11 protein-coding genes and 2 pseudogenes are annotated in these 14064 nt (G+C 39.5%); 7 read left to right on the top strand and 6 right to left on the bottom strand.

What is annotated here, in order from left to right; genetic code table 11:
• Nucleotides 1-119 precede the first annotated feature (119 nt).
• Nucleotides 120-1339: pseudogene (locus IPJ09_15720) on the top strand (ATP-binding protein).
• A gap of 119 nt (nt 1340-1458) precedes the next feature.
• Here IPJ09_15720 and IPJ09_15715 read toward each other — a convergent pair.
• Nucleotides 1459-2694 (bottom strand): hypothetical protein, encoded by a 1236-nt coding sequence (locus tag IPJ09_15715; protein MBK7372855.1) that lies wholly within the window; start codon nt 2692-2694, stop codon nt 1459-1461.
• Between the two features lie 519 nt (nt 2695-3213).
• On the opposite strand from IPJ09_15715, the gene IPJ09_15710 reads away from it, so the two are divergent.
• The 5 genes and pseudogenes from IPJ09_15710 (at nt 3214) to IPJ09_15690 (ending at nt 7479) form a co-directional block, all read left to right on the top strand.
• Nucleotides 3214-5115, top strand: coding sequence for an N-6 DNA methylase (locus IPJ09_15710; protein MBK7372854.1), 1902 nt, complete (start codon nt 3214-3216; stop codon nt 5113-5115).
• A gap of 511 nt (nt 5116-5626) precedes the next feature.
• Complete coding sequence (locus IPJ09_15705; protein ID MBK7372853.1) at nt 5627-6106, top strand: transposase; 480 nt, start codon at nt 5627-5629, stop codon at nt 6104-6106.
• A 35-nt stretch (nt 6107-6141) separates the two neighbouring features.
• The gene (locus tag IPJ09_15700) at nt 6142-6339 is read left to right on the top strand and encodes a transposase (protein ID MBK7372852.1); all 198 of its coding nucleotides are present in this window, start codon (nt 6142-6144) and stop codon (nt 6337-6339) included.
• Nucleotides 6340-6373: 34 nt separating this feature from the next.
• Entirely contained in the window at nt 6374-6769 is a 396-nt protein-coding gene (locus IPJ09_15695) for a hypothetical protein (protein MBK7372851.1), read from the top strand.
• Nucleotides 6760-7479: pseudogene (locus IPJ09_15690) on the top strand (methyltransferase). The gene IPJ09_15695 and the pseudogene IPJ09_15690 overlap by 10 nt, the downstream one beginning before the upstream one ends.
• A gap of 20 nt (nt 7480-7499) precedes the next feature.
• On the opposite strand, the gene IPJ09_15685 reads toward IPJ09_15690, so the two are convergent.
• A complete protein-coding gene (locus IPJ09_15685) occupies nt 7500-8636 on the bottom strand; it encodes an ATP-binding protein (protein ID MBK7372850.1) in 1137 nt (378 codons plus the stop codon).
• A gap of 287 nt (nt 8637-8923) precedes the next feature.
• Here IPJ09_15685 and IPJ09_15680 point away from each other — a divergent pair, with 287 nt between their 5' ends.
• Nucleotides 8924-9133 carry a hypothetical protein gene (locus IPJ09_15680; GenBank protein ID MBK7372849.1) on the top strand — a complete coding sequence of 70 codons (210 nt, stop codon included), beginning with the start codon at nt 8924-8926 and terminating at the stop codon, nt 9131-9133.
• 339 nt (nt 9134-9472) lie between these two features.
• Here IPJ09_15680 and IPJ09_15675 read toward each other — a convergent pair whose 3' ends face one another.
• The 4 genes from IPJ09_15675 to IPJ09_15660 all read right to left on the bottom strand — a co-directional run bounded on the left by IPJ09_15675 (nt 9473) and on the right by IPJ09_15660 (nt 13930).
• On the bottom strand, nt 9473-9889 hold the full coding sequence (locus IPJ09_15675) for a hypothetical protein (protein ID MBK7372848.1): 417 nt from the start codon (nt 9887-9889) through the stop codon (nt 9473-9475).
• 127 nt (nt 9890-10016) lie between these two features.
• The gene (locus tag IPJ09_15670) at nt 10017-11642 is read right to left on the bottom strand and encodes a hypothetical protein (protein ID MBK7372847.1); all 1626 of its coding nucleotides are present in this window, start codon (nt 11640-11642) and stop codon (nt 10017-10019) included.
• A 60-nt stretch (nt 11643-11702) separates the two neighbouring features.
• Entirely contained in the window at nt 11703-11921 is a 219-nt protein-coding gene (locus IPJ09_15665; protein ID MBK7372846.1) for a DUF4287 domain-containing protein, read from the bottom strand.
• Between the two features lie 56 nt (nt 11922-11977).
• On the bottom strand, nt 11978-13930 hold the full coding sequence (locus IPJ09_15660; GenBank protein MBK7372845.1) for a KUP/HAK/KT family potassium transporter: 1953 nt from the start codon (nt 13928-13930) through the stop codon (nt 11978-11980).
• Nucleotides 13931-14064: the final 134 nt, after the last annotated feature.

Below are 14064 nucleotides of genomic sequence, written 5' to 3'. Positions count from 1 at the left end.
GTACATCAATATAGATTAATATCAGATATTTTACAGGGTATATGCCGAAAAATATCGGATATTTTACCAGGTAACATCACAAAAAATGTACTTTTGGTTTGTTTTATAGGATAGATTCAATGAATCGCAAGCTATTCCAAAAGCTCAAAGAGCATCTCCCCAAAAAGAATTTACCATTATTACAGGTGCTCGTCAGACCGGCAAAAGCACTTTATTAAAACAATTGGAGAAGGAATGTCTATCGTCTCGAATACCTTATATCTCTATCAATCTTGAGAACAAAGAATTCCTGATGGAGTTGGATCAATATCCATTATCCTTGCTCAAATACCTTCCTGAAACAGATAAAAAAGTGGTGGTGTTCCTGGATGAAGTCCAATACTTAAAAGATCCATCTAACTTTTTAAAGCTTTTATATGATGAACATGTGAATAAAATCAAAATAGTCGCTACTGGGAGCGGTGCTTTTTATATAGATCAAAAATTCACTGATTCACTCTCCGGACGCAAAAGACTCTTTCAATTATATACTTGCTCTTTTGATGAACATTTAGTTTTATCCGGTCACCAGGGTCTGCTCGATGAATATCATAGATTGAGTAATACCAAAGGTGCAAAGTCATCCCTGCTATCCTATATAAAAGCAGAATGGGATAAATATATGATCTATGGTGGATATCCGGCAGTAATCACAGAAACCAATCCTGAAGATAAAATATTAAGGTTGCAAGAGATCAGAGATTCATTTATCAAAAGAGATATCACTGAATCTGGCGTCCGAAATGAGACGGCATTCTATCAACTCATGAGATTATTGGCAGCACAAACTGGTGGCCTGGTCAACACAAATAAAATATCCATAGCACTGAGAATCACTCAAGAAACGATTCAGCACTATATCTATACTTTGCAGAAATGTTTTCATATCAGTCTGGTAAAACCTTTTTACAGAAACCTTAAAAAAGAACTCATCAAAATGCCTAAAGTCTATTTCAATGACATCGGCCTTAAAAATAGTCTTTTGAATAATTTTCAAACTCCCTTGATTCGATCAGATCGGGGAGAACTATGGGAGAATATATATTTTCGATATTTATTGGATCATCACTCCCTCGATGATATTCATTATTGGCGGAGAGCGGATGACAATGAAGTAGACTTCGTTTTGCCCACACTTCATCCCCCTGTGGCGATAGAGACGAAATACGATATCGTCAATGCCATGCCCAGTAAATATAATAAGTTTAAAGATACCTATCCAGAGATCGGGTTGGAGTATTCCTGGATAGAGCCCTGGGATGAAAGGTTTTGCGGGAGAGTGCGATTTGATAATACCTGATCCTACCTGTCAGATGTTCCCATCTTTTAATGCTCTTCAAAGTGGCACTTTTTGAGGATAGGGTCATAAGCCTTTAAACCCCGAGAAAATAAAATTCATAACTGTTCAATGCTTTTCATTTATCTCGCAAAATATTCATCCCAAGGTGACCCTGCTTCTTTGGTAGGGTATTCATACATCCTTTTATATTCATGGATCATATTTTTGAGGGTGATTGCTTGCTGATTTCCAGCCAAATCAGTTAATGCAATATGGATTGACTCAGCTATTGCAATAGCATCATTTTTAATTTTTAGCCAATTGACATCAGGTATATCATCTGTATCTGGTATATACTTTTGCAAGAGCATGTATCGGGGATTGAGTAAGATCATTTTTTTTTCTGCTTCCAGTCGCTCTATCTGTTCTTTCAAGAGTTCGTGATAGGCTAAAAGATTGTCGTCTGTGTGTATATCCAGCAATTTTTCTTTATTAATCCAGGTGAGCTCCAATCGCAATAATGCTGGTAGATTCTTTTCCTGATATGCCTGCGTCACATCCTGCATGACTTTGGCCTTTTCTGATTTTAAGACTTCATCTTGTTCCAAATCAGGATGTAGTATTTTGGCTAGCTGCCGGTAGATGGTATTTATACTTTTTGATTTAGCCTCTTTGATCTTAATCGCAAGAGCTTCATTTTCGATTTGTTTTCTGGTCTTTTTCTTCGAAGCATCTTTTTTTTCTTTTTCGTATTTCAAACTTTCTTGTTGGGCTTTCAGGGTTTCCTCCAATTTTTTCAGGTAGACAGCAGTTTCTTCATCAGACATATTCAGATCCATATCCTTAAGGTCGATATCAAATCCTTGAATTTCGAAATATTCTTGTAAGTCGGCTTTGGCTTCATCAAACGATTCATGCTTAATCTGGTCAAACGGTACTCCCTCAATGATTTTGAAAATATTGTTCAATTCAGCGTCGATCTCCGATTCGTCCCGTATCCATTCTACAAAATTGCCTAATTGTAAAGAGATAATGTTATGCAGGGATTTTATTTCGCTTTTGGTAAGAAAAGTACGATTCTTTTTTTGCGCTTGGTAAACCGAAAAAAGCAGCTTGATAAGCTTGTTTCGTGCCAGATTTTTGTCAGTCTCCACAGGCAGAACTTGCTCTAGATAATAATTCAGATACCCTTCTATGAGCAGATTGTATTTTTTTATTTGATGATCAAGTTGCTCTACCCGCTGAACCAGTTTATTAAACTTTTTTTCATTTTTTGAAAGTGCTCTTTTCGTAGTTTTTTTTATGCTCAATTCATAGCTGGGACGAAGGTCGGCCGAATGATTAAATAGTGAACCCTGAACCGATTTATTAGGCATCTTCAAATTTAGGTGTTATAAGGAAATATTTTATGTTATTATGAAGAATTTTTGTTCGGGAAAAACCTGACGCTTGCCATTACACCTTCACACCCCCATCATTGCAATTTATCCCCACACAACACCCGGAATCTCTTCTTCGCCTCCACAGCGAAAGTACTGTTGGAAAAATCCATAAACAGGGTCTCATAGAGTGACTTGGCTTTCTCTTTGACCTGGAGTTTAAAATCATAGATCTCTGCCAGTTCTTTCGAATTCAGTGTCGGATCTTAGGTGGTCACAGTAAAACAGTTCTAGAACTTTTCCGCTCCATTCACTACAGCGGAGAGGAACCCAGGTATGTAATTAAAATATCTTCTCAAACATAAAAATTGATCGCCCCCAATTCTTTTGCAAGCCTACGAATCACTTGTTGGATCTTGTGTCGCTCGATGCGATTAAAATCCTTCAAAAGTAAGTGCCCTATCAAAAAAGAGAGAATATGTAGCCACAACAGCTATTTGTATATTTACTTTCTATATGGACGCCCTCTCAAACAAACAATCTGCCCTCGATATCATCACGGAACTCATCACCCGATTTGATGAGCAACTCCCATCCTATAAAAAAGCTGATTATAACGAAACGCAGACCCGCAAAGACTTTATAGATCCTTTTTTTGAGGCACTGGGTTGGGATATGAATAATAAGTCAGGACATGCTGAGGCGTATCGGGAGGTCATCCATGAGGACAAATTGAAAGTAAACGGAGTGAGTCGGGCCCCGGATTATTCTTTTAGATTAGTGGGAGGCAAACGATTGTTTTTCCTTGAAGCCAAAAAACCTTCAGTACTGATCAAAGATGAGATCCCTCCGGCCTACCAGGTGAGGCGCTATGGATGGAGTGCGGGGATGCCTATCTCCCTGATGACTGACTTTGAAGAGTTTGCGATCTACGATACGACCCTCATGCCAAAGATCATGGACAAAGCCTCCAAAGGGCGTATCCGATACCTAACCTACAAAGACTATATCGACGAGTGGGACTTTATCTGGGATACCTTCAGCAGGGAGCGGATCGTCAAGGGGGGCCTGGACAAGTTTCTGGCTGAGTCCAAAAACAAAAAAGGAACCGGTAGGGTCGATCACGAATTCCTCACTTCACTCGATGCATGGCGCAAATACCTGGCGACCTCAATCAGCCTCAACAATAAAACACTCGACGAGGACGAGATCAATTATGCTGTACAACAGACGCTGGATCGCATCATCTTCCTGCGCATCGCCGAAGACCGGGGGGTAGAACCTTATGCTAATATGCAACTGGCCCTCAAACAAGGCGATTATAATAAAAACCTGCTCCATCTGTTTAAGGAGGCTGATGCCCGATATAATAGCGGACTGTTTGATTTTAAAAAGGATAAAATCTCCTCAACACTCACTGTCGACAATAAAGTCATCAAGACTATCCTCAATCAGCTCTACTATCCTGAGAGCCCCTACGAGTTTTCAGTATTGCCGGTGGAGATTCTCGGCAGTGCTTATGAACAGTTTTTAGGCAAACAGATCCGGATAGATAGTGCTCATCGCGCGCGCATAGAGGAGAAACCTGAAGTGCGCAAAGCAGGCGGCGTGTACTATACTCCTCAGTATATCGTAGACTATATCGTAGAGCATACGCTCGGACAGGTTATCACGGAGCGTGCCTCTACCCCGGAAGCCATCAGTGCACTTCGTATCGTAGATCCCGCCTGCGGCAGTGGTAGCTTCCTCATAGGCGCCTACCAATACCTGCTCGACTGGCACCTGGATTATTATACCCACCATGCCAGGAAAACCGGCAAAAACGCGCCCCTCACACCCGATGGTCATCTCACCACTGCCGAGAAAAAACGCATCCTGCTCAATAATATATATGGGGTCGATATCGATGTCAATGCCGTCGAGGTCACCAAGCTCAGCCTCCTGCTCAAATGTCTCGAAGGGGAGACCCATGCCTCCATCGCTCACCAGATGTCTATGTTTAAGGAGCGGGTGCTACCGACCCTGGAGGATAATATCAAGTCGGGCAATAGCCTCATCGACCTGGACTTTTATGCCAGTCAGTTGGATTTTGGAGAAGAGAAAAAAATCAAACCCTTTAGTTGGGAGCGGGGGTTTCCGGAAGTGTTTAAAGAGCAGGGTGGGTTTGATGTGGTGATTGGCAATCCGCCTTATTTGAGAATGCAGGGACTTCAAGAGACACAATCATTTGCCATAGATTATTATAAACAATATTATCAATCAGCTGAGTCAGGTAATTTTGACATATATGTGCTATTTGATGAAAGAGGCTTGAAAATTTTGAATAAAAAAGGAATTCTAGGATTTATCCAACCTCATAAATTCTGGTTCATCGCAATAACAAGTACTTTTTTAAAAACCAGAAAATCAATATCTTAGAGTAAAAAAAGCTATGGATTCAAAAATATTGGAATTAGGATATGGCATAAAAGGGGTTGATATTACAAAAGTTGAAGAGGACAATGGATATATCGGAATACATATAGAAACCAAGAAGGGCAATTTGAAATGTGGAGAATGTGGTAGTCGGAATGTGATAAAACGAGGCAACAATTCGGGAGTTCAGGGATGTTCCGATTGGCCTAAGAGCTGTGCGACTAATAGCAAAGGTGTATCGACTGGAATGAAGAATTGTCTGAAACTAAGACAAGAGAAACTATCCTTTGCTGAGAAAAAAACTACACGAATAACGTAAAGAATCTGTGTTTAAGTTTATTGAGCTGTATGACAATAGAAGATGTATCAAACTACACAGGACTGCACTGGCATACGATTAAAAAATGGATAAGGAGTATCTGAAAAGACGGTACAGGAAAATGGATTTTAGAAGAGTTAAATATATAGCGATAGGTGAATTCGCGGTGAGCAAAGGTCACTAATACCATGAACAGTGGGCCCGGAAAGAACGGCCTTATATGTCAAAAAAGGCAAAGATGGAGCTAGTCTGAGGGAGTTTTGGAAGGAAATCAAGAAGCAAAAAGTCAAAATAAAGGCAGTAGCAATAGATATGAGTCCTGCCTATATCAAATCGGTCACAGATCATATAGGGTATGACAAAATAGTATTCGATTGGTTTCATATCAAAAAGAAAATAAATTTTGAAATAGATGAGTTACGGCGAGAGATGTACAATGAGGAAAAGAGGCTTGGTATCCGCCAAGTAATGAAGGGCAGTAGATGGCTATTATTAAAGAATTCAGAGAACCTAAATGCCGAAAAAGATGAGAAGCAGAAATTGGAAAAGGTGCTACAAATGAATAAGCCATTGGCCACTAGGTACTATATGAAAGAAGAATTAACAACCATGTGGTGGTTGGGTGGAAAAGCAAAATCTGAAGCATACTTGCAAACCTGGGTCTCAGGGCTATAAATAGCGGAATTAAGCAGCTGATAAAAGTTGGAAATATGATAGGCTCGTTTAGAACAGCAATCTTAAGATGGTTTGATTTTGATATTAGTTTATCAACTGGACCGCTAGAAGGATTTAATAACAAAATCAAAGTACTAAAAAGAAAAGCTTATGGTTATCGAGATATTGATTACTTCGGATTGAAAATATTTGATTTGCATAATTATCGGTTGAAGTATGCATTAATGCGATGAACCTAAATTCTTTCAAGCCGAATTTGGAAATGGAATCCGTAATCTAATTGTAAAAGCAAACGCTCTCAAACATATTGTTCATTTTGGAGCCAACCAGGTTTTTGAAGATGCTACCACTTATACTTGTTTGTTATTTTTAATGAAAAACAATCCAACTCATTTAATGGTATCAATTGTTCATGACTTAGTTGCTTTTTCTAAAGATAAAAACCAAGTAGAATCCTTTAATCCAAAGCCTCCAATATTAAATACAAAATGGAATTTTGTTTCAGCTGAAAAAGAGTCGGTATTTAAAAAACTTTACCGCCAAGAACAGACACTTGGAGATATTACCAGGAAAATTTTTGTTGGACTTCAAACAAGTGCAGACAAAATTTATTTGCTCAAAATACTTAGAACCTATTTGAAATTACTTAGTATTTTTTATTAGGAAAAGATGTTAAAAGATATGAACCGCTTGCACCAAAGTACGTTGTGATTTTTCCTTATTCAATCATTGAAGGCAAGTCGATTTTGATGGATCAAAAATTCATTAAAAAGACTTTTCCTTTAGGTTGGAGCTATTTATTAAAAAACAAAAAGGAACTTGAAAATAGAGAAAAAGGTAAAATGAAAGGAGATAATTTTTATGCTTACATATATCCGAAAAATCTATCTGAGTTTGAAGTTCAAAAAATTTGCACCCCTGATATTGCAAATTCTCCAGAGTTTACTTTTGATATTTCGAGTAAATTGTATCATACGACTACTGTTTACAGTTTTGTATTTATCCACACTATTCAAGAAAATCAAAAATACTTTTTAGGAATACTGAATTCCAAATTGTTTTGGTACTTTGTTAAAAATACTGGGAATGTTTTACGAGGAAATTTTTTTAGGTTTAAAACAGAATATTTAAAACCTTTTCCGATTAAACTTATTAATTTTCATAATACAAATGAAGAGATCGTATACAAGGAAATCATCTCCCTCGTCGACCAACTCCTCCAGCTCCATCAAGAAAAATCTACCATCAAACTTCAATCAAGCCTCGCCCAGATACAAGGCAAGATCGACTATTGTGAGAGGCGGGTTGATGAGTTGGTATATGAGTTGTATGGGCTGACAGAGGAGGAGCGAAAGGTGGTGGAGGGTGTGTGAAGGCAAATTCATGCCTATGATCAAGCATCCACTTTCAATCCAATGAAGTCCTCAAAATTTTCTCTATGTATTATGGTATAGTTGCTTTGGGGATAAGCTTTAATAAATGATGCCGGGATCGATTTACCTTTTGACGGATGCCATTTGAATTCATAACAGGATAGGATGCCATCCATGTCTTCAAGATAATCTATCTCGGCCTGATCTGTAGTCCGCCAAAAATAATTATTTGGATAAGTTTCGGTGTATTCCAGTTTTTTTATTCTTTCACTTACTATAAAATTTTCCCATAGTGCGTCTATATCGTTGCGCAGCTCCAGTTGTTGAAAATTTGAAATTAAAGCGTTTCTTACGCCATTATCAAAAAAATAGATTTTTTTACCTCTTTTTATTTCGTTTCTAAGATTTCGGGAGTATGCATTCAGTCTAAAAATTATAAAGCATTGCTCTAAGAGTACTATATACTTTTCGATGGTTTCATTATCAAGATGGATTAACTTACCCAGCTGTGTGTAGTTTACTTCATGGCCTACCTGATAGGCAAGGGCTCTCAACAGATCATATAATTTATCTGATTTCTTTATGTCTTGCCGCAAGAGAATATCTTTGTATAAATACTCCTGTAACAACTCTCTTAATATTTTTCGCTCTAAACCATCATTGAGAACGACATCAGGGTAGTAGCCGTACACCATTCTATGTGATAATAATAGTTTTTCCTTGATCCATCCGTGATGACCCACCATTTCGGAATATGAAAGTGGATACATTTTAAAATCCCATTTTCGGCCTGTCAACATTTCCTGGATACTATTATTTAGGTGAAAAGCTGAAGATCCTGACACGATCAATTTGATCTGAGGCAAGTCATCCGTGATAAGTTTTAAAGAGAGTCCAATATTAGTAATTCGCTGTGCTTCATCCAGAATGACTATTTCGTTTGACCCAAAAGCTTTTTTAAGCGTCTCTACATTACCTGATTCGAACAGCGTTTGAATTTCCTTTTCATCGCCATTGAGGAAAAGGACATTTTTATTTTCGTTTTGTACACTGCGTAATAAAGTAGTTTTACCGACACGCCTGGGTCCTAAAATGACCAATGTCCTTTTATCAGGCAGATAGTGCCGGATTAAATCATTTAATGCTCTATTAATCAATATCTTACAATTTTAGCGGTTACAATCGCAAATATAGGCCATATTTAGCGGTTACAATCGCTAAATAGGGAAGATTAATATAATTATTTATATATCAATGATTTATAATGGGGTCTACGATAAAGGAAGCAGCCATTTGAAAATTTTATTTCAACCTTATTAGAGACTCATAAGACTAAAGGCAAGAAAAATTATAAAAGGTGAGGAAGATTCAGTTTCTTCCCATACGATCCAAGACTTATTATCACTAATCTATCTAATTTTACATAATTATACATGAAATATATATGAGTGCCAAGTTCAAAATGGATCGTACTATCGGTCGGGGAGTGAGTTTTGATGATGCCAATGATCATGTGACCTATTGGAATGACAAATCACCCAATGAAAGACTAGAGGCTGCCTGGTATCTTATAGGTATAACTTATGGGGTTGACAGTAAAACGAGGTTAGATCGAAAAGTATTTTCTAAAAGGAAGCATGGATCAGCTGTTTAATAAAGACTTTCTAGATTTTATCACTGCATTCAATGACCAAGGTGTTGAACTATGTCAACAACCCCTGCTCGGATAATTTTTTCTTATAATCTTCTTTAGACAGAGGGCAATTACAAAGATCTGTAAAATCAGCATTGCTTAGTTTACATTGCGAGGCCATTTGTCTGATCAAAAAAATTTCCAGGTCCTTGTGACTACCATGGCTTATTTTGGTGTATAATACAAGTCTACCATTATGATAAAATTCTAAATATAAATGGTCGGAGCTTTTATGATAAGAATCTATAAAGCCTTTTTTCTTTAAATTTCTATAGGCTTTTTGTTTGTCAATAACCATTTTTAGATTACTGAAGCCACATAATAGTTCATCATTTGTTTTATTTCTGCCAATCTGGAAGAAAGTTGGGCCTTCTTCAAGGTATTAAGACGATGATATAAAAAGTCAAACTCTTCATTAAAATTTGCCTCTGCAGATTCTGTGCTGACACCGGTCCCAATCAAATCAAGGAATTCATTTTTGATAATATAAAAATCTTCTTCTTTTTCCAGCAGACATCGCAAAGGATATTTTAGAACATACTGACGACCATTCACTGATAGTTGAATCGGTGAATATGAAATTGAATGGCTTTGTTTGGAAATGATCTCTTGAATTTGACTTTTAGTTGAATTTCCATCTTTAACAATACTGATTCGTGCTATGGCAGAGATACCTTGCAACTTTCCCTTTGTGGGCTTTGATTTTACAGATGTCATTGATTTTATCTTACAATTACAAAGATATGGATCACTTGAGATATAATTTGGTCAATCGTTATTAAATCATAATCTGAAAGGTATCAGTATGTTATCATTTGGATGTCTCGTTTTAGCCAAGCTTGATTCACATCTTCTTCCCTGTCATCTCCCAATATCCTAAAGACACCGGCACATTCCCCGTAGCATTAAACCCATCCAGAAAGTCTTTTAATTTAAACGGTTCGCCTTGGGCTTCTTTTTGCCGTGCGTATGCTGCCATCGTTTGATCTATGAGGTATTTGCCGGTGATATAACTGGTACCATAACCCGGCTGCCGGAGGTAAAGATTTTGTTCAAAGATGCGCAGCTCGGGTTCGGTTTTCATCCATCCGCGTGGAGTGTATTCGGAGTGTATGCCACCAGCCTCTTCCATGGTCATGATATTGGCTTGCGCATAGAGCGAGCCCAGGCCGCGGGCGGCCCGCTGAGCTACCATGATATAGACGATTTCCTTAGATCTGGGGCTGTCATCATACAAGCCTGCATGCATAAATATTTCTTCGACTGCAGTAGCGATGCCTTCATTGTGGGTATCAAATATATTGTAGAGCAGAGGTCCTTTTCGGATCTCACTGGTATGCGGCTCCCGATCCATCGTAGCCAACTCAAACCAATGATAAAAATGTGAATACAAAGGCCGTGCATCATAGTGCGTGGTGATGGCAAAAAAATTGCGTTTTTCTTTTGGGGTAAAATGGGTCAGGTGCTCTCGCAGGGCTGGTTCGAAATAATCTTTGATCGTGAGGATATCCTCTGTTTTCAAAAAACGCATCAGACTAGCTGCTGATTGATCGGCCAGTTTGTCGTAAGCCTCCGGAGTCTGCATTTCAGGAAGTAGCGGGAGGTTTCTATTGTGGTGTTCTTCGAGTTTTAGTGCTGACCAGGCTCGCGCGAGCTCACGTTGGAGCAAAAGCACCTCATCGTCCCAGGTGAGAGGCACCAGGTGCACGTGCTGTTGATACCAGGTATAGTTTTCTTTGCCGAGGCCGGAGGGTCCGGTTTTGTTTTTGCTTTCTGCTTCAAGCCAGGTTATAAATTGATCTGTAGCAGTCATAGCTGATCGAACGGCGGTGGTTAAATCGGGGTCCTGGCCTATGAGTGAGTCTGATAAAAATTGAAGGTCTTCGCGTTGCGTTCTGAGTGGTCGGATCCCGGTGATCCAAAGATCTTTGGCATTGCCAGTGAGGTTGCTTTGTGCCTGGATCAAAAAAGACGGAATGGTATTCAATTCACCAATTAGCTTGAGCTTTGCTTCAGGACGAAGTGGAAAGGTATATTTCCAAATATCAATAGCGCAATGTGCGGTTGGGCCCTCATGCGCAGGCACATCGCTACGCTCCATGAAGATGCTGGTATAAAATGCTGGGTCACGCTGCCAGGGTTTGAGGATACGATAGTTAAAATCATACCCATTCATTTCAGCTTTGACGACCTCATAGTCCACCTGCTGATCGACGGGCCAGCCGGATGAATCGATGGAGGACAATCTTGATTGCAGCTTTTTAAACTCCGGATATCGCAGATCAAAAGACTCCGTGGTGTAATCAGGTGCTCCGGATAACATCGGAGGAACTTCAAAGCTGTGCCATTCATTGAATAGTGTCACCAGGTCCCGGTAATCATGGCTGGTGATTAGCGGTTGTGTTTCCTTTGGCTTGCATGCAATGAGGAACAGGACAGGGAGCCATAGTAATTTTGCTTTTAAAGTCATAGGTATTCAGCAAATCTACAATACATTCAGGTTTGAGGGGCGAGGTCTCCGTTTTAGCTATCAGTCCTTTTTTCCCTTAAACAAAGCATAAATAGCCATAGCATGTCCGTGACCAAGGTCAAAATCTTCTTTTAACCATTTTACAATATCCCCAGCTTTGACGCCTTCCTTCATGTTTCCATTTAATAAGAGTCCCTTTTTCTCAGCGATCTTTTTGAAATCTTCGGGTGATTTGCCGGTTTTGGTTTTGATATTATCCAGGTAAGCTTGAAATGACATATGATTTTTGTTATGCGTTATTAGGCTTTAGTTATCAGTGCAAGTCTTCATTTTCTTCACTCCCTGGTCAGCAACACTTCTTTCTTAGTCCCCACATAGATCGGGATCAACTCCTCCTGCACATTGGCTGTCTCAAGGCCAAAGTCTTCCACAGCAGATAGACTAAACCTTTTGATTAAACGATAGCTGCGGATGATCCATCGCTCCAGGTCGGAGAGCTCGCTGTCTACAGAGACCCTATTGTGGGTAATAATAAATTTAAAATCACCCATCTGATCCAAACCTCGAAGTGCCGGATAGGGACTTTTGATATCCACCTCTCCATTATGAGCCATGTCCTTCACTATTTTAAAAAACATACTGTTGATTCGCTGCTCTACCTTGAACCCAAGTCGGAGTTTGATAAAGATGATCTGCCGTGGTACGATACTCTCCACGTGATAGGACCTGGTATAGGGCTCATCGGTGGTATCAACGTGCAAAAACCAATATACATCAGCCCGCTTTGGTTTTTTCTTCATGATGGAGTGAATGATATTGGTATCTATCTTTTTTTCACTATTGGTCATGGCCAGGTAGACCAGGTGGCTGGACTCTTTGGGTATAGAGTGATCGTCGTTTAATTCATCTATAATCTTGGTATAATCACTCACCGGGACAAACCGAGCCAATTTATGTCTTATGAGGTCAGCGTTGTAAAGTACATAGACGATGCTCGTGATCACTAAAGCAATCAAAAAGGTAAACCAACCACCATGGGCAAACTTATCCAGGTTGGCTACTAAAAAAACGATTTCTAAACCTATCAAAAGGACTGTACCTATAAATGGCAATACAAACCGATGCAGTTTAATTCGGTAAAAGAATCCCAGGAGCAAAGAGGTCATCATCATGTCGATCGTGATCGCAAGGCCATAGGCAGCCTCCATATTGGATGATTTTTTGAAAAACAGCACCACGATCAGGCAGCCAATCATGAGGACCCAGTTGATACCAGGAATATAGACCTGGCCAAGCCAATCTGTCGGATGGTTGACTTTCATCTTTAGCCAAAGTTTTAGCTTCATCGCCTCATTGACCAGGGTAAAAACACCAGATATTAATGCCTGGCTGGCTATGATAGCCGCCAAGGTGGCTATGAATAGACCGATAGGGAGAAACCACGACGGCATCAAAGCGTAGAAGATCCGTTGATTTTCACTGAGAAGCTGACCATCAAAATTACTTAGGACCCAGGCCGACTGACCAAAATAGTTGAGTAATAACATAATCCAGACAAATCCCCAACTGATCCGAATATTGGTCTTGCCACAGTGACCCAGATCTGAATAAAGTGCTTCTGCTCCAGTGGTGCATAAAAAAACAGATCCCAATAGCCAAAAGCCTTTAGGATATTGTGTCAGTAGTTCGACCGCATATCGTGGATTGATTGCTTGCAAGATAGCTGGATGGTGCATAAGTGAAACGAGACCCAATACCCCTAACATTAAAAACCAAATCAACATAATTGGACCAAAAGCCAGGCCCACAATGCGGGTACCCACTTGCTGAAATGCAAATAATAAGACGATGATCGTCATGACAATGGGAATGGTATTGATTTCTACATTCGGATAGAGCACATGGATACCTTCCACCGCAGAAGAGATGGAGACCGGTGGTGTGATGAATCCATCTGCGATCAAGGTCGCACAACCGATCATGGCCGGATAGATCACCAACTTGGGATTGTACCTGCGCACGCGCGCGTAAAGGGCAAATATGCCACCCTCTCCATTATTGTCCGCGTTTAAAGCAAGAATAACGTATTTGACAGTAGATATTATAAATAAGGTCCAGAACACGCAGGATACTCCACCATATAAAAGTTCTTTAGTGACTAGCCGATCACCAACTATAGCCTGTATCACATAGAGTGGAGAGGTGCCGATATCCCCAAAGACTATACCCAGTGCAATCAATACGCCACCTGTAGTCCAGGCTTTTTTTTGTTCATGAGATAATTCCATTGTCAATAAACCCGATAGTTGCTTATACAAAAAAGCTTTAAATGTAACTTATTTTTAAAAACTATCGGAAAGGCTAGCCATAAAGTTCGTTATGACAAACGAAATTCCCCTTAATAAAAAAATGCTGTCACCCA

The sequence above is a fragment of the Saprospiraceae bacterium genome, from assembly GCA_016709995.1.
In the GTDB taxonomy this organism is placed as follows: domain Bacteria; phylum Bacteroidota; class Bacteroidia; order Chitinophagales; family Saprospiraceae; genus JADJLQ01.
Note: the sequence above shows the minus strand (reverse complement) of the source record. Positions and strands in the feature narration are given on the sequence as shown.

Coding starts and splice junctions, on each gene's coding strand:
- IPJ09_15700 (MBK7372852.1), top strand. CDS start 6,142: ATGATAGGCTCGTTTAGAACAGCAATCTTAAGATGGTTTGATTTTGAT.
- IPJ09_15660 (MBK7372845.1), bottom strand. CDS start 13,930: ATGGAATTATCTCATGAACAAAAAAAAGCCTGGACTACAGGTGGCGTA.
- IPJ09_15675 (MBK7372848.1), bottom strand. CDS start 9,889: ATGACATCTGTAAAATCAAAGCCCACAAAGGGAAAGTTGCAAGGTATC.
- IPJ09_15710 (MBK7372854.1), top strand. CDS start 3,214: ATGGACGCCCTCTCAAACAAACAATCTGCCCTCGATATCATCACGGAA.
- IPJ09_15670 (MBK7372847.1), bottom strand. CDS start 11,642: ATGACTTTAAAAGCAAAATTACTATGGCTCCCTGTCCTGTTCCTCATT.
- IPJ09_15680 (MBK7372849.1), top strand. CDS start 8,924: ATGAGTGCCAAGTTCAAAATGGATCGTACTATCGGTCGGGGAGTGAGT.
- IPJ09_15665 (MBK7372846.1), bottom strand. CDS start 11,921: ATGTCATTTCAAGCTTACCTGGATAATATCAAAACCAAAACCGGCAAA.
- IPJ09_15715 (MBK7372855.1), bottom strand. CDS start 2,694: ATGCCTAATAAATCGGTTCAGGGTTCACTATTTAATCATTCGGCCGAC.